The 17,695-nt window shown below is 44.4% G+C and carries 13 protein-coding genes; 9 read left to right on the forward strand and 4 right to left on the reverse strand.

Annotated features, from left to right (window positions below):
- Positions 1–7: 7 nt before the first annotated feature.
- Positions 8–433: a type IV pilin protein gene (locus tag AC1DUD_RS20595; RefSeq protein ID WP_477377805.1), complete on the reverse strand. Its 426-nt coding sequence runs from the start codon at positions 431–433 to the stop codon at positions 8–10.
- A 245-nt stretch (positions 434–678) separates the two neighbouring features.
- On the opposite strand from AC1DUD_RS20595, the gene AC1DUD_RS20600 reads away from it, so the two are divergent.
- From AC1DUD_RS20600 to AC1DUD_RS20640, 9 genes are all read left to right on the forward strand, one after another.
- On the forward strand, positions 679–1,629 hold the full coding sequence (locus tag AC1DUD_RS20600; RefSeq protein WP_477377807.1) for a fibronectin type III domain-containing protein: 951 nt from the start codon (positions 679–681) through the stop codon (positions 1,627–1,629).
- Between the two features lie 8 nt (positions 1,630–1,637).
- Positions 1,638–2,141: a hypothetical protein gene (locus tag AC1DUD_RS20605; protein WP_477377809.1), complete on the forward strand. Its 504-nt coding sequence runs from the start codon at positions 1,638–1,640 to the stop codon at positions 2,139–2,141.
- Positions 2,138–2,737: a toxin-antitoxin system YwqK family antitoxin gene (locus AC1DUD_RS20610; protein WP_477377811.1), complete on the forward strand. Its 600-nt coding sequence runs from the start codon at positions 2,138–2,140 to the stop codon at positions 2,735–2,737. The genes AC1DUD_RS20605 and AC1DUD_RS20610 overlap by 4 nt, the downstream gene beginning before the upstream one ends.
- 1 nt (position 2,738) lies before the next feature.
- Positions 2,739–4,007, forward strand: coding sequence for a hypothetical protein (locus AC1DUD_RS20615; protein WP_477377813.1), 1,269 nt, complete (start codon positions 2,739–2,741; stop codon positions 4,005–4,007).
- A complete protein-coding gene (locus tag AC1DUD_RS20620; protein ID WP_477377815.1) occupies positions 3,989–4,357 on the forward strand; it encodes a hypothetical protein in 369 nt (122 codons plus the stop codon). The genes AC1DUD_RS20615 and AC1DUD_RS20620 overlap by 19 nt, the downstream gene beginning before the upstream one ends.
- Positions 4,347–4,844: a PulJ/GspJ family protein gene (locus AC1DUD_RS20625; protein WP_477377818.1), complete on the forward strand. Its 498-nt coding sequence runs from the start codon at positions 4,347–4,349 to the stop codon at positions 4,842–4,844. The genes AC1DUD_RS20620 and AC1DUD_RS20625 overlap by 11 nt, the downstream gene beginning before the upstream one ends.
- Positions 4,844–5,992: a type II secretion system F family protein gene (locus AC1DUD_RS20630; protein WP_477377820.1), complete on the forward strand. Its 1,149-nt coding sequence runs from the start codon at positions 4,844–4,846 to the stop codon at positions 5,990–5,992. The genes AC1DUD_RS20625 and AC1DUD_RS20630 overlap by 1 nt, the downstream gene beginning before the upstream one ends.
- 1,252 nt (positions 5,993–7,244) lie before the next feature.
- Entirely contained in the window at positions 7,245–9,986 is a 2,742-nt protein-coding gene (locus AC1DUD_RS20635; RefSeq protein WP_477377822.1) for a PAS domain S-box protein, read from the forward strand.
- 214 nt (positions 9,987–10,200) lie between these two features.
- Positions 10,201–10,995: a hypothetical protein gene (locus tag AC1DUD_RS20640; protein WP_477377824.1), complete on the forward strand. Its 795-nt coding sequence runs from the start codon at positions 10,201–10,203 to the stop codon at positions 10,993–10,995.
- A 198-nt stretch (positions 10,996–11,193) separates the two neighbouring features.
- On the opposite strand, the gene AC1DUD_RS20645 is transcribed toward AC1DUD_RS20640, so the two are convergent.
- The 3 genes from AC1DUD_RS20645 to AC1DUD_RS20655 form a co-directional block, all read right to left on the reverse strand.
- Positions 11,194–12,573 (reverse strand): serine hydrolase, encoded by a 1,380-nt coding sequence (locus tag AC1DUD_RS20645; protein WP_477377826.1) that lies wholly within the window; start codon positions 12,571–12,573, stop codon positions 11,194–11,196.
- A gap of 223 nt (positions 12,574–12,796) precedes the next feature.
- Entirely contained in the window at positions 12,797–14,365 is a 1,569-nt protein-coding gene (locus AC1DUD_RS20650; RefSeq protein ID WP_477377828.1) for a SusD/RagB family nutrient-binding outer membrane lipoprotein, read from the reverse strand.
- Positions 14,366–14,383: 18 nt separating this feature from the next.
- Complete coding sequence (locus AC1DUD_RS20655; RefSeq protein ID WP_477377830.1) at positions 14,384–17,695, reverse strand: SusC/RagA family TonB-linked outer membrane protein; 3,312 nt, start codon at positions 17,693–17,695, stop codon at positions 14,384–14,386.

Consider the following 17,695-nt stretch of genomic DNA (forward strand, 5'->3'; position numbering starts at 1 on the left):
CGACACCTCAATCCGGGGTTACTTCTTTCAGGTTCTTGTCCTGGTCAATCTCCCAAACATTGAACGTACCGTTACCGTTAAAATCAACGACAGCAGTAGCTTTGGCTGTAAAGCCGGTATTGGATGCGTTGGTGATCTCAATCCGGTAATTAGCTTTGGCATCCTTTCCTTCCGTACTCAGTTTTTCCTGGATAAAGCCCAGCTCGATTAGGTCCTTGGAATATTTGGAATGCTCGTAGAAGTAGTTTTTTTCCAATACCTGTAAGTGATTGAGCTGTAATTTCGCTTCAGTACTTTTGGCTTTCGTAATTAGCGGGAGCAGGTTGGGTAACACCAGCAAGACCAATATCCCGATGATCACTAGCACGACGAGGATCTCGGTAAGTGTGTACGCGGCAAGGCGCTTTTGTGATTTTAATTTAGGTAACTTCATTATTAAATTTCAGCACTAAGCTAACAAATATTTAATTCGGTGCAAATACTCTCATTTAATAATATTTGATATTCAGCCGGTTAAAGATTGCTTATTATACACTAAGCGAAGAGCAATAATTCACCAAGAGTAAATTATAACAGTGAGAAAGCCCCAGCCCGAAAACATGATACGCTGACATTTTGCTAATCCGGGGTTCAAAAATCATTTAAACCATTTCATGAATTATATTTAATTTAGTCGAAATGAAACTTAAACCCGCACAGATATTATTTGTCCTGCTAATGATTTCTTTGTCAGCCTGCAAGGATTTTATCGAGCCGAATATCAGCAAACGAGTGGTAACGCTCAACGCACCTTCAAATAAATATCAAAGTACAAACTATAATATTAATTTCTGGTGGGCTGAAGTGGAGGATGCACTCTACTATCGTCTGCAGGTTGTAACACCCGGCTTTGATACCGTTGGCGGCCTGGTTGCCGATACCCTGGTTAAAGGGAACCGCTTTATACTAACACTCGACCCCGGAGAATATCAATGGCGGGTAAGGGCAGAGAACGGCAGCTCCCAAACGGAATTCAGTACGCCTAATCACCTTACCGTCATCCCTTCATCACTTACCGCTCAAGCCGTGATCCTCGGTTCCCCTGCAAACAATACGGTCACCAATCAAAGCAGTATAACATTTAAATGGGGGGCACTTTTCAGTGCTGTTAACTACCACATCCAGGCAGACACCAATAATTTTGCTGATGCCAGCAATATACTCATTGACCTGACTATCCCGGGCCAGCAGTATACTTATAAATTCCCCAAAGACCAGAACTATCAGTGGCGGGTAAGGGCTGAGAACGCTACGGAACAATCCAAATGGTCTGTTGTCAATAATATCAGCTTCGACGCCACCGCACCTGCCGGTGTAACGCTTAGCTCACCGCAAAACAACGCAGTGGTCAATAAACCGGTCAGCCTGCAATGGACTAAATCGGCCACGGCATCCATCTATAAACTATATGTATACAAGGCCGACTCGACTACCTTGTACAGCACAGCCTACCCTGCTTTACTGAATGCCAATACTTACAGTTTCACCCTGGGGGCATCCGGGGAAAGGATCTACTGGCAGGTCACCGCGCTTGATGCAGCCGGGAATGAAAGTACTCCTTCGGCGCTGCAAAGCTTTGTACTGCAATAACAGGCCATATGAAGAATAAGAAATTCACATACCTGCTCGGTGCCGCCGTCCTGATCGTCTGGGGGCTGATCCTCTACCGTGTTTTCGGGGCAATGGGGGATAATGAGCCGGATGAGCCAGCCATATCGGGGCCTGTAAAAAAAGAAGCCTATAATGATTATACTGTTCCCCGGGATACCACGCACCTGCGGCTGAACTACCGCGATCCCTTTGGTATGGTGGCCGCTAAAGATACCGTCAGCTATAAGCATATTCCCGCGGGCCCGGCGCAGGCAGGACATCATCCGGTTGCGCCCGCCATGAACTGGGATTTTATCAGATACGTGGGATATGTAAGAAACCCGGACTCGAAAAAGCTGGTGGCCATGGTTCACCTGAACGGAACAGAACTGATGATGAGCGAAGGCGAATCGACTGGCAGTCTGAAACTGATCAAAAACCTGCGGGACTCGATCAGGGTCAACTACCAGGGCAAAATAAAATACATCCCCCTTAAGCCAGCAAACCCATGAAAAAGCTATTACTTTTCATTTTCATTCTGTCATTCCGCGGTGCTATGGCCCAAATCCCGGATTACGGCCTTTATAATATTCATATTAGTGATTCAGCGAAAACAATTCGCACCCAGGTGAACCCTGTTTCAGGTACGGTTTCCACATCGCCGCGGCTCTTGTATTACTGGTTTGGGAGTAATTCCATCCATGAGCAACAGGGCGGTTTCAGCGGCAAGCTGCTCAACGGCATTTACGAGGAGGCTGACAGGAACCATCATTTGATTATGCAGGGAGGATTTAAGGCCGGCCTCAAAGATGGCACCTGGAAAACCTGGAACGAAGCGGGCCGGCTCAGCAGTATCATTACCTGGGATGAAGGTGTAAAAAAAGGAAAATTCGCCTATTATGATGCCAGTGGTAACGAAACGCAGTCAGGGAGATATGATCATGATCAGCTGGACGGCAAGATCGTTTACCATGCAGCTACCGATTCTGTTAAAACCACCCTGTACAAAAACGGGAAAATAGTACCGGCTAAAAACGGCAGCTTCCTTAAAAAGATCAACATTTTCAAAAAGAAAGCTGCCGATCCCCAGCAACCCAAAACACCATAACATGCTCAAAGCCTCCGCCCTGTATATGGTCATTGTGATCACCCTGGTTATTGGCGTGATCTGTTCTGCACTTATCGTGGCGGCATACCTTTATAAATCCCAATACCAGGCAAAGTTCCGTACCGACCAGTTGCAGAACAACCTGAACTCCGGCATCTCTATTTTACTCAACAGCAGGGATAGTATTTATAAGGATGGGCGTATTTTCAGCCTTTTCCAAGGCGATGCAGATTCGATAAACTTAAAAAAAACAAGCTGGGGGATCTTTGATGTATGCAGTGCAAGCGCATTCATCAGCAGGGACACGCTTTATAAAGTTTTTTCTTTAGCAAACAGTATCGACTCCACTAAATGGGGGGCTTTATACCTGATCGATGAAGACCGTCCTGTTTCCGTCAGCGGTAATACGCTTATCCGGGGAAACGTATATATTCCCAAGGCCGGCATCAGGACAGCCTACGTGGACAACCAGGCTTATACTGGCGATCAGAACATTATTAACGGCAAAACATTTGACAGCGAAAGAAAGCTGCCGCCACTTTCCGCAGCCAGGCTGGATTATCTGAAAAAACAATTATCGTTTTCACCGCCCGTTAACGATCTCCCCGCCGGGACGGACAGCATTAACCGGTCTTTTCTGAAATCAACCCTCAGTTACAGCTTTGGTAAAAAGGCAAAGACAATGAGCCATGTCAGCCTTAATGGGAACATTATTTTATATTCCGACACCACCCTGGTCATCGACAGCACTACCCGCCTGAACAATGTATTGGTATTCGCCAAAGGTATATTAATCAAGAGTGGTTTCCGGGGCAGCTGCCAGTTTTTCGCTACGGACTCCATCAGTGTAGAACGCAATTGTAATTTCAGCTACCCATCCTGCCTTGGCATACTTCGCTTTACCACTGGCAATACCGTGGGGCTGCCTGCTAAATTAAACATCGGGGACCGAACTAATTGTGAAGGGTTAATTTTTAGCTATCAGAGAGACGATCAACAACTGCCGCCGGTTATTTCACTTGGCAAAAAGACCAGGGTGCTGGGGCAGGTTTATTCCATGGGGATTTTAAACCTGAGAAGCGGAACAACGATAGCCGGTAGTGTTTTCACTAAACGCTTTTTATACCAGAGCGAATTTACCATGTACGAAAATTACCTGATCAATGTCAGCATGGACTCCCGGGCGCTTTCTCGCTATTATCTGAGCAGCGACATTACACCTGTTGCCGGAAAATCCAAAAAAATCCTACAATGGCTGGAAGCAAACTGACAGACAAACATAGCGTCAAGGGATCTACCATACTGGAAGTGATCATCTCGATGATCATTATTATTGTGGTGTTCGGTATCGCCATGATGATCTTTACCAATGTAAACCGTTTGTCGCTTTCTGTTAAAAAGCTGAAGGCGCAGGCCATATTACAGCACACGTTGCTTCAGGCCGAACAGGCAAAAGATCATACCGATCAAACTATCTCTGTTGATGATCTGACCATCAAACAGGAAATAACCCCATTTGAAAACGAGCCCGGGCTGTCGGCCATTACACTGACCGCTTTTGACCCCAACCACGAGCAGGTAGCCCGGCTTAAAAAAGTGATCATTGACCATGAAGAATAAAAATAGGGTCCCGGCCTTCACGATCATGGAACTTACTGTTGCGATGCTCATCTCTGCTATTGTGATCGGCCTGATGTACAGTGCTTATGCCATCATCAGTAAATCATACCTCTCTTTTGTCGACCGTAATAGTAAAACCAGCACCCTCGCCTTCCTTGACCGGCGCCTGAGCAGGGATATTGATAAAGCCGAAATTATATGGAGAGATAGTAATACGGTGACCATGAGAAGCAATAAAGATACCGTCATTTACCGATTCCAGGCTGACCGGGTGATCCGCCAAAAACTGCTTGCGGATACTTTTAAAATCAGCACCGAAAGCTTTAGTACCTCATTTGAATCTGTTCCTGTTGAGGGCAATACGCCCGACGGCGAGGAAAAGAAAATCGATGATCTGCAAATCGTGTTGTTGGCGGACGGACAGAAAATTCCGTATCATTACCATAAATCATACAGTTCTGTTAATCTATTCCAGCCCTTACACTGATGCCATACATTGACCTGAGCAGGTACGAACCTAAAAAAAAGCCAAAGCCACTAAAGCAAAGCAGCGAAAGCAGCCTCTCGGCTTTACTCAATAAGGACATCAGTTTTGGCAGCCGGGACCTGAGTGATAAAAAAAAAGAAGCTTTGTACCTGGAGCTGAACTCCCTGCTGCTGGCAGGCATCAACCTTAAAAGCAGTTTTGAACTCATCACTGCCGACCAGGAAAAAGAAAAGGATAAGCAGTTGTTCAGTCAGATCCAGGAAGCCGTACTGAAAGGGGTGCCTTTTTCACAGGCACTGGAGCAAACCGGCAAGTTCTCCCTTTACGAGGTTTACAGTTTACAGATCGGCGAAGAGACCGGCAAGCTGACTGAAGTGCTCGGGGATCTCGCGAAATTCTATCAGAACAAGATCAAACAGCGCCGGAAAATCGTTTCCGCGCTCACCTATCCCTGTGTGGTGTTAAGTACTTCTTTAGGTGCGGTATTTTTTATGCTGAAATTTGTAGTGCCTATGTTCGGCGATGTGTTCAAACGTTTTGGCGGCCAGCTTCCCTGGATCACAGAAAAGATCATCAGTATGTCACAGGCTTTGGAAAATAACTTTTATTATTTTGTGATGGTGATCGCCGTCATCACGGGTTTGACCTGGTACAGCCGCAAAACAGAACGTTACCGGCAATTTATTTCCGCTTTGGTGCTGCGCCTGCCGCTTGCGGGCAATATCGTGCAAAAGATCTACCTGGCCCGTTTTTGTAATTCCATGCGCCTGCTGATCAATGCCCGGTTGCCTTTGTTAAGGGCTATCGCTCTGAGCCGGCAAATGATCGGCTATTACCCGATCGAATCCTCGCTGCAAAAAGTGGAAGACGACATCCTGAAAGGAAGATCCCTGCATCAGAGTCTGCAGCAGTTTAAGATCTACCCCGCCAAAATGATCCAGCTGTTAAAAGTAGGAGAAGAAACCAACCAGCTTGATTATTTCTTCGCTAAAATATCAGAACAATATATAGACGAAGTAGAATACAAGACCTCTACGATCAGCAGCATGATGGAACCATTGATCATCATTTTTTTAGGGGCTATCGTAGGTGTGATTCTCATTGCCATGTACCTGCCGATGTTCCAGATGAGTAATAATTTTCAATAGATAATCATCGCGGCATGCCGGCATTATCCCGATAACCTGGCATCGCCTGTTTGTCCAGTTATAACAGATTTCTTAACTTATTTAAAATACCGGCTTACCTATTTACAACAAAATCCCAGATATATGAGTCATCCGGGATTTGCATGTTTATGAACTTACGCAATAGTGTCAAATAGCTTTTACCTGATTGCTCTGCTGAAATTATCACACGCCAGAGGCGTGCGCCAGCGAAGGGCAGTAGCAACATTGATTAAGTTTTGGAATTCCCGGGCGGATGATTGCGCTGAACAAAGGGTATACAAAAACAGCGACGACAGCGTGAGTATTATGCGTTTCATTAATAAGTGATAAGGTGTATTAAACACTTCTATTTTATGTACGGGTACAAAGAATAATAGTTGCTAATATAGCTGGATTAAAAAACATATAATAATTATTAAAATATTTTATGTTTTTTAATCCACCAACTGGTGCTATGAGTGCAGGTGACATAGAACGGTTAAATCCTCATGATCATTGCATTAGTAATGACCATGAGATCTGAGCTTTACTCATGAAGCTTTTGAATCTCATCAATCTTCTATTATCTTCGCATAAGATTTGCGTTCCGATAGACGGCAAGAAAAAACTGGTGAGTCACGCGGTGAGTCAATTTTTAAAGATCATATGATCGACTGAAGATCAAAAGAATACAGAGGAAGGTTCTGAACCCTCCCTCTCCGCTGATTTTCATATCAAAAATGGCTAAAAGCCTGTATTTCGCACGAAATACAGGCTTTTAATTTTCAACCAACAAGCTGTTTTATTATCATGTCATATATATCTGGTGAGTAATTCGGTGAGCCAATCATTTGATTGACTCATCAGAAAGAGATTAAAAAAACTGATTGAAAGCCAGTTTAAAAACTGAACATCTTGTCAGATAATGGTCGCAAACCGATATTTATTTAACCATTTAGCGAGTCGTTGTGAAGACAATTTCGGTGTGCTGTTTTAACTTCCAAAGTAGTATAAACTTTGAATTGCTGACAGAATTCGTTGGGGGCACCGAACTTATAACGATTTTAAATTATTGGCGAACGCTTTAGCAGTCATTAACCGGCATAGCAAACGATATGTACAATCTTTTCCAGGCCGCTTCCTATCCCTATCTCGCCTCCGTGGTGCCTGACCATCTCGGCACAGATGCAAAGTGTAAAGGCAGTGCACCCTGATCAAAACAAAATATTTATTTTTAGGTTTTGAAGGGATTATGGATTTACAGGACAACGAGCAATTAAACCTGGTGGTACAAAGTGCCCCGATTGGTATTTGTATACTTAATGCCGCTACTTTTAAAGCGGAATTGCTCAATGATAAATTCCTGGAGATCGCAGGGAAATCCAAAGACGCCATTATCGGTAAATGGTACTGGGAACCTTTTGCAGAAGCGCGGGAAGCCTATGAAGCCGTGCTCAAAGACGTTGCCCAAACCGGCAAGGCCTATCATGCAGACGAAGCAGAACTCATGCTGATACGTCATGGTCGGGAGGAATTGATCGTGGTAACCTTTGTTTATGCCCCGGTGTTGGATGCTAACGGCAAAGTAAGCAAGCTGTCGGTCTGGGTACTCGAAAACACCAAGCAAGTAAAGGAACGCCGGGCCATTATAGCCAGCGAAGAACGCCTCCGGGCTCTGATCACTGCATCGTCTGACGTTATCTACAGCCTAAGCGCAGACTGGGGAGTCATGCGGGAACTGGACGGACGCGGTTTTTTAAAAGACACGCATGAACCTGTCACCGAGTGGCGAGCCCAAAACATTCATCCGGATGATATGGAAATAGTCAACAAAACGATTGATGAGGCCATTCGGAAAAAACAGATATTTCAGCTGGAGCATCGGGTATTACGCGCTGACCGGTCCCCGGGCTGGACATTCTCACGGGCAGTCCCTATCCTGGACGATCAGGGCAATATTACCGAATGGCTTGGCACGGCCAGCGATATTACGGAACGTAAACGGATCGAAAACGCTTTGCGCGAAGCCAGGGAACAGGCCGACCGGCAAAAAAGGGTTTATGAAGCGATCACTTCAGGCACTCCTGACCTGATGTATGTCTGGGACCTCGATTATCGTTTCACCTACGTCAACAGCGCCCTGCTCGCGATGTGGGGGAAAACATGGGATACCGCTGTAGGTAAAGGCCTGCGGGAAAACGGCTATGAAGAATGGCATGCCGCGATGCATGAGCGGGAGATCGACCAGGTGAGGGCTACCAAAAAACCCGTTAGAGGGGAAGTTGCTTTTCCACACGCTACCCTGGGCATACGGATCTATGATTATATCTTAATCCCAGTACTTGATGAAACAGGTGAGGTTGAAGCCGTAGCCGGTACTACCCGTGATATTACCGAACGTAAGCTCTCAGAAGAAAAACTGGCGCAGGCATCTGAAGAGTTACAAGCGATCAACGAAGAAATGGCAGCGGTTAATGAAGAACAAGCCGCTTCCAACGAGGAACTGACCGTTACCAATGAAGAGCTGACCATGATGCAGCAACGCCTTGAAACCACGAACCATGAGCTGGAGGCCAGTTCGTCGCGTTTACGCATGGCTATCCAATCAACGCGCCTGGGCACCTGGGATTACGATCCCCGCAGCGGGGCGCTGTACTGGTCGAATGAATGCCGCGAAATCTACGGCATGCCGCAGGATCAAAATCCCACATTTGCTACGTTTTCAGAACATATTCACCCTTCTGATCATGATTGGGTACAGCAGCAGATACAAAAGGCGATTGACCCGGAAACTGGCGGACATTACGAACTTAGTTTCCGGATCATCCGGTTTGGAGATCGGGAAATCCGTTGGATCAAGGTCCATGGCACAGTCTATTTTGACCAGGGCCTGGCGATCCGGTTCATCGGTACTGTACTCGATATCACCGATATCAAAGCCGCTGAGGAACAAAGCGCCAAGCTCGCCGCGATCATCCAGTCTACGGACGATGCCATCATCAGTAAAACATTTGAAAGCGAAATCACCAGCTGGAACGCAGCCGCGGAACGCATCTTTGGCTATAGCGCCGGGGAGATGATCGGCGAAAGTATTTATAAGCTTATCCCTGACGAATTGCATTTTGAAGAACCGCAAATCTTAGCGCGTTTGCGGGCAGGCCAGCGCGTGCAACATTTTGAGACCAAAAGACGCACCAAAGATGGTCGGCTGATCGATGTCTCGCTGACGATCTCGCCGATTAAGGACCCACGTGGAAACATCATAGGCCTTTCGAAGATCGCCCGCGATATTACCGAAAAGAAACTTGACGAGACACGAAAAAATGACTTTATCGGCATGGTTAGCCACGAACTTAAAACACCGCTGACTTCGCTCAGCGCAATCATCCAGGTAACCAACACCAAACTGAAGACCAGCGGGGACGGCTTTCTGATAAACGCGATGGAAAAAGCCAATCAGCAGGTCAAACGGATGAGCGCCATGATAAATGGCTTCCTGAATATCTCCAGGCTGGAATCCGGTAAGATCCATATCGAAAAACAACATTTCGATATCGGAACGCTGATCGCGGATATGATAGATGAAGCCAGCTTAACCGCCCGTACAGACCTTATTCGGTTTGAACGTTGCCCAACTACAACGATCAATGCAGACCGGGATAAGATAGGCTCAGTGATCTCCAATCTGATCAGTAATGCCGTCAAGTATTCACCAACGACGGCAGCTGTCGAAATAGCCTGCGCCACCAGAGATGGGCAACTGATTGTCAGCGTGAAAGATGATGGCATAGGAATTAAACGAGAAGACCTGGAAAAGATATTTGACCGGTATTACCGGGTGGAGGGCGAGGATACCCGGCATATTGCAGGATTCGGTATTGGGCTGTACCTGAGTTCAGAGATCATCCAGCGTCATGGCGGCAAAGTATGGGCGGAAAGCGAACCGGGCGCTGGTTCTACCTTCTATTTCAGCCTGCCGCTGGAAACTGACTAATATTCAGAATGTTATTATTTTAACGCGGAAACCCGATCCCGACAGCGCAATACAGGTTGATATGATGACCTTACACGATCAACATTTGAAAGACAATTGATTGAATACGACTGCATAGTAGTGATTTAAATTGATCATTTGACAAATATTTAATACAGGATAATCATCCTACTAAATATTAAAACTTATCTTCAACCAAAATATAAATGATCATATGTTAAAAAAAATATTCCTGTCAGCAATTTTAATAGCCGGCAATTATGCTGCCTGGGCCCAGAAAGTTGATTACAAATCCGGAACCATTAATATAGATGGTAAAGAAGTGGCCAAAGTAATACGATTAAAAGACAAAGCTAATTTCGGGCTTACCGCCTCTTATGAACTTGATAATATGGCTGGCACCAAGCTTGTCATCGCCACTATGGCAACCGATTTTGTACCGTCACGCAATGATGGCGATGGGTATTATTATCGCTTTACCTTTCTATCTACCGGCCAGGTGGCCATATTCGGGTTAAGTAAATTTGGCCCGGAAAAAGCATTTGCCAAATTATTAGGCGAAGGTGGTGTTGTGTTAAACGATCAGCTTGATGTTGCTAAAGTCAATGAATTGATCGCGCTAAAAAGCAAAAACCCAAAAGCGCAGATAGAATATAATTTGGTAAAGCGTAACTACATGATGAATGTAATGATCAAGGAAAACCAAATTATGCAGGGGCTTGACCAGATTGGCGTATTTAAAGATGTAACACCTAACAATGCAGATCAGGATGCTTACGAATTTAGTTTGCCAAGTGGACTGATAGTAGCCCGAACTACTTTTAAAGCAGGTAAAGGCGGCGTTAAGAACTGTATTATAACTACCAGTAAAGATGGCGTTACCCGTACGGTAGATATTTCTGAAGGTGGTACTTATGGCGAATCGATTGTACGTTCAGAGGGAGTTGACCGCCACCAGGAAACTATTAAGAAGATTGCCAAATGGTTGGTAAAAAATGAATATTTATAAAAAGAGGTAGCAATAACCTGATTGACCGGCGTAAAACTTTCAGCTTTTATTAGATATCGGCCTTTAACGCTTGTTTGATTTTTAAGCTGGCCAAAAGCGATCAAAAAAATAAAGTTTAGTTACGCTTATTCACGCTATTAAGGGGATGTTCAATTGTAAGCATCTCCTTAATACATTCGGCCTTAAAACAGGTGCCCCTCAAGGCTTAAGCGCCTCTATCATACCTGCGGCATTCTTATTTTGAGGATCAATTTCCGTCGCTTTTTTATAATTAAGCAAGGCCTGTTCCTTATCGTTTTTGCTTTGAAAAGCTTGCCCGATAAGTTCATAGGCGTATGACACATCTCCAGGCCTCGCCGGCAATTCCGCAGCCAGGCGGTAGATACGGATGGCATCGTCATAGTGCGCACGGCGACCTACATATTTTCCGGTGCTAATAAGATCGCCTATCTCAAAGCTAAAATCGTACTTGTCCTGATAATGTGTCTTCAGTTCGTGATAGTAAGCCAAACCGCTGTCGGCGCTAGCCAACATCTTCTCCCTGATCTCCAGGTAAAAAGATTTCTTAGGCACAATTACCGGTTTGTTTTGCATAACATTCATCAGCGCTGTTTTAAGGGGTAATACTTTCATTTGTTGGTTATTTGTCATCATCACAATGGTAATACCATCGGGCAACCAACTGTAAATAGTAGCCTCATAGTTACTGTTTGAGCCCTGATGCTGATGCCATATAAGCTTGCCATTCTCAAAACCGGTTGATCCAAGGCTGCTTTCTCCTCCCGGAAAATTAGCAGCCAGTTCGGCTAAAGAGTTTGCTGACAAAATCCTGCAATGTTCCAATGCCTGTGTCCACTTGTACAAATCGCCAATAGGCAAACGCACCCAACCGCTCATTACCTGGCCATAAGGAGTGTTTTTACCGGAATTGTCAAAAGCCTGCGCCATTCCGGGCGCCACCACAGGATAATCTACCACCGTACGGTTCATGTCTGCCGGTTTGAAAATGTATTTCGCCAGGAATTGGGCATAACTAATTTTACTAACCTTTTCAATAATGCGCATTTGCAGGTAAACATTGGCGTGATTGTAGATGTAGCCAGTACCCGGAGCGAGTGCAAGTTTTTTAACAGACCTGAGGTAGTTATATAAAGCAGAATCAGTATCACCTACTGTTGCCGGTGGCAGCGGAATCCCGCTGGTGTAATTGATGAGATGCCTGATCTTTACCTGCCTGGCCCATTCCGGAAATTCGGGAAAATAGAGTGATAAAGGATCATCCAGCGAAAGCTTGCTTTTTTCCTTTAATATCATGATACCTGCACCATTAAACTCTTTGCTAACCGAACCGATATCGAACCTAAGCGAATCATGCAGAGGGGTAGTTTTACCGCCGTTGGCAAAACCCAATGATTGCCGGTAGATGATTGCGCCATCCTTTGCAATCAGGATATTGCCATTGTAAATGCCGCGCTCGTGAGCAAGCTGAACTACAGAATCTATACGTTGTGTTAAAGACTGGGCTTCGCTTAAAACAGCATGCATACTGATAAGGAGCAGGATAATTAATCTCTTCATATTATGGATTAAAGACGTTTCATTTTTTAAAACGTTACCGCTCCGTTCAACTTTCCGGATAAGCTTCTATTAACATATGTTTGGTTTAAGTAATAAGTATTTTGAAATTAAGAAGATACCTAATGGCAACGTGTACCATTGCATCAGGCCGCGATATACAAATACAAAAAAAGCTGCCCAAATAGCGGGCAGCTTTTAAATCAACCATTAACTATCTGGTATCTCACTTTACATCCCAGAAGATCTTTGTTGTACGCGTATCTTTTGCTTTTACATCACTATAATGACTGTTAAAGCCGGTTTCGATACTCGGATATACTAAGCGGGTTGGCGGCGTAGTATAGTTAGAAAGTTTACCCGTAGTTGGGAAATTCAACACAGGGTATTTAGTACGCCTGTATTCGCTCCAAGCCTGGGTGCCTTGCATAAATCCAAAATGCGCCCATTTCTGAGTCCAGATTTTTGCCAGTTTTTGGGTCTGTGTACCAGTATAAGCTACCGATGCCGAACTCAGGAGGGCCGGGATATCAGCAGCATTCAATGTTGGTTTATTACCAGTGCCTAAGCTATTCAAATAAAAATAATAATAAACAGACTGGCTTATCGCAGTTTCATATGCTGCTTTAGCATCACCTCCACCCCAACGCTCAAAAGCCTCAGCTTTCAGGAAGTTAACTTCAGGTGCAGTTATCACAATACCCGGCAGTTTGTTGTTGGTTAAGAAAGTGGTTGAGTCAACTACCGAATAGTTAGCTGCTTCAGTTGAAGCCTGCTCGCTTGTAAAAGTTACCGGCATTGCCTGGTATGTTTTGTTACCGTTTTTATCGTACAATACCGGGATCCTTGGATCATTTGCCGGTAACAATACAGTATTTAACAGGTAATCCGGAGCATAGTTACTACCGCCTTCGGTAAGGGCATTTTGTAATGATCCGGTATAGGTAGTTAACGGTGTTAACAAAACATCGGTAGCTGCCGGACTGTAAGCTGCAGTATTACCACCATCAATCAGTGGGTATGATGTAGGATCGGCCAGCATTTTTGCTACTTCGGCTTTTGAACCGGCTTCATCATAAAAAGACATACGCATCAGTAAGCGTAAACGGATAGAGTTAGCGTATCTTCTCCATTTATCCACACTACCACCTAATAAGATATCCTGTTGTGTAAATGCTTTGCTTGACTGACCTGACAAGGTAGCTGTTTTAAAATATGTTGAAGCAGCATCTAAACCTGCAATAAAGCTTTTGTAAAGCGCTATCTGATCATCAAATTTAGGGTTTTTAACAGCAGCACTTGTTTCAAGGCTACCAGCCTCACTAAACGGAATATCGCCCCAGCAATCAACCATTTCAGCTGCCTGATCATATAAAGCTACCCGGGCAGCATTCATGATCACATCATTAGTTGCCTTATCTGTAGCCGACATTTGGTTATAAGTAACTTCCATGGTGCGGTATAAAGCCATTACGCCATTAGCCGAACCATTTGGATGATAAAAGTCCTCCCAGCGATTGCCCATATAGCCGTCATTAGGCTGATATACGGTATTGGTATTAGGCAGGAAACATGTTTGTGAAAAATCAGCAGTGGCTGTTAGTACAAACGTTCTGTAATGCCAGTATTCCGCCCTTACCCTGGTATTATTTAACATACCAGTAAACATGTACGGAAGAGTTACAACTGCTGTTTTTTCCGGGTTATTAAATTTTTCGTCGATGCTTTTTTTGCAGCTTCCCAATGATAAAGCAAGCAAAAACGCGTATCCTATATGTTTAAAATTCTTTTTCATAATTAATGACTTGTACTATTAAAAATTCGCGTTTAATGAGAATCCAAAGCTTCTTGTAGCTGGTGATGAACCTTCATCCACACCTTGCCTGTACCATTTGTCGCCAATTGGCGCTTCCGGATCAAGATTTTTAAGTGTGCGGTATACATACAATAAGTTTCTTCCTACTAATGAGAACCTTAAGTTATTCAGATGCAGTGCTTTGTTTACGCTTGCAGGCAACCTGTATCCCAACACAACCTCACGCAATTTCACGTAGTTATTTTTAAATACTGCGTTCTCATTTACAGAGTTCTCGCCCCAGTCATAAGTATTCAGGTAATAAGAAGCAGCATCAACAATAGTGGCGTTTTTCTGCCCGTTTTCGTTTACACCTGGCAATACAACACCATCATTATAAGTTTTACCGCCATTTGGTGCAGTTCCTAAATGTTTGCCACCGTTGCCATCAATGTAATAAGCCAGGCCACCATGAGCTGCATCACGATACTGCAAAGTGCTTTCGTACATACCCGCAGCAGTACCATATTTCAATGGGTTTGATACCATTTTACCGCCCCAACGATAATCAACCAATACGTCAAGAGAGAAACCTTTGTAGTTGAATGTGTTGGCAATACCGCCTACAATTTTAGGTTGTATATTACCTACGTTCACATATTTTGATTTGTCAATAGTGTATAAACCATCGCTGTTAACAATCTTGTTGCCATTAGCATCTTTTGCAATTGGGTAAACCAATATATTACCTATAGGCTGGTTTGGCTGGGCCACAACCAATAATGCAGACTGGTCGCCGGTGTAGAAGGTAAGCCTGTCAAAGCCTGGTGCCAGGTTGTTTACTTTTGAATGGTTAATAGCAAAGTTTAAACGCACATCCCAGTTAAATTTACCGGTTATCGGTTTACCGCTGAAACCAACTTCTAAACCATCACTATGTAAAGTAGCGGCATTGGCCAGTAAGCTCGAAGCACCTGTTGTTGGCGCAACGTTCAGCGCCATAATAACGTTTTTAACCTGGTTGTTATAGTAAGTGAAATCTAAACCTAAACGGTCTTTCAGGAAACGGGCTTCTAAGCCGTACTCCTGCTCATATTTCATTTCGGGCTTTAACTGCAGGTTACCATAGGTAGCATCAAAAGTAAGCTGGGTAACAGAACCGTTTTGTGTTTGTAATGATGATTGGTTGTACAACACGTTAGGAACATACCTTGGCGCTTTGTTACCAACCACGCCATATGATGCCCTTAATTTTCCGTAGCTGATAAATTCAGGCATTTGAAACGCATCTGTAAATACAAAACCGGCATTTACCGATGGGTAGAAATAGGTGTTGTTTTGTGTAGGAAGTGTTGAAGCCGACTCATTACGTGCGGTACCCTCTAAAAACAGGTAGTTTTTGTAATTAAAGTTTAAGATTCCAAAAACAGCCTGACTTTTCAGGAAACCACGGGTAGCGCTTGTATTTGCAACACCGTATGAGTTGGATATAGAAAAGAAATTTTCTGTAACCAAACCACCATTGGTACCTGAAGACTGGTCACGATAGGTTTCACTGCGTGAAGTATAACCACCGCTAACAGACATGCTCAGGTCTTTGGTAAGTTTTGGCGAATAGGTTAGCAATAAGTCACCATAAGTAACCGAATACTGTCCTTTGCTAACACCGTAATAGCCTGTGCTTGACGAACCGTTAAATGCTGTAGGATACTCATTGTATTGCTGTGACTCGGTATTGCGGCCGGTATAATCACTGCCGATACGTCCGCGGAACTTTACATTTTTAAGTACATCCCAGTTTAAAGTAGCACTGGTGATCAAACGGTTTTCGTTTTCATCCTCGCTGTTCTTTAATTGAGTCCAATAAAAGTCCATAATATCCGCTCCGCTCATGTTGTATTTGAAAGCCTCAGCTGGGTTTCTGGCAGCGTTGCCGAGCGTTACGTATTTATAGCCCGCTGATGTTTGATAGTTATCCAGCAATACATCTGCTTTTTCCGACCTGTTTAAAAAGCCACCAAAGTTGGCTAAAACACGGCCAAGCTGGTACGGGCGGTTATGAGTTAAGGTATTTACATAGCTCGCAACGATATCCGCGCTAATTTTATTGCTTAATTTAACAGTGGTATTTAAGTTAAAAGAGTTTTTTTGTTGTTTTTGACCACGCTGAATACCGGTATAATCCAAACGGGTTGCCGACAAACGGTAGTTAACATTATCTGTTTGGTTTGATATAGCGATGTTGGCGTTTGAACTATAGCCAGTTTGAAACAGATCTTTGTAGTTATTTGGCTGCGGAGTGTAATCCCTGATCTCGCCATCCCACCACCTAATTTTCTGACCTTCCATTTTGGGGCCGAACTGTGCGTATGAACTAAAACGCGGCCTGTATCCTGACGGTGAATTAGCATCGGCTAACCAGCCATCTTCGGTAAAACCACCTGCAAGGTTGGTAGCACGGTCATAACCAGGACCGTAAACGTTTTGAAAGTTTGGCGTAAAAGCAACCTGCTCGGCTGTACCTACGTAGTTGAAATCAACACCAAGGCCTCTTGATTTAGAACCCTTTTTGGTGGTGATAACAATGGCACCGCTCATAGCGTCAGATCCGTAAAGAGCCGTTGCACTTGCACCTTTTAACACAGTAAGGCTTTCGATATCCTGTGGGTTAATATCCAGGATACCATTACCCCTGATCCGCTGATCAGACCAGTACCCGTCGTTATTTGAACCACCGGCACCGGCTTCGCTGTTATTACGGATAATAACACCGTCTACAACATACAGGGGCTGAGTGTTATAGTTAAGCGAGTTGATACCGCGGATCTGCACGTTTACAGCACTGCTTGAACCACCGGGAGCTGTAGTGATCTTAACACCCGGGGCCTTACCGTACAATGCCGAAGCAAAGTTGGTATTACCAGCCTCTGTTAACTGCTTTGCAGTAATCGTAGTAGTGGCATAACCCAGTGCTTTTTCCTGGCGTTTGATACCAAATGAGGTAACTACCACTTCATTTAATTCGCCTTTACCTGTAGCCAGCGTTACGTTGATCACGGCATTGTCGCCAACAGTAACTTCTTTTGGGGTGTAGCCTACAGATGAAAATTTAAGTACGGCACCTTTAGCCACTTTAATGCTGTATGCGCCGTTAATATTGGTTTGCACACCGGTTGTTGTACCCATAACTAACACGGTTACACCCGGTAAAGGCCCGGCGTCATCGCGCACCACTCCCGTAACATTTGTTTGGGCAAATAAATTTGCCGAGATAAAAAGGGGCAGTAACAGGACCACCCACCTTTTCAAGTTTAGATAAAATTGTTGCAT

This window comes from Mucilaginibacter sp. P4_A11, assembly GCF_056402535.1.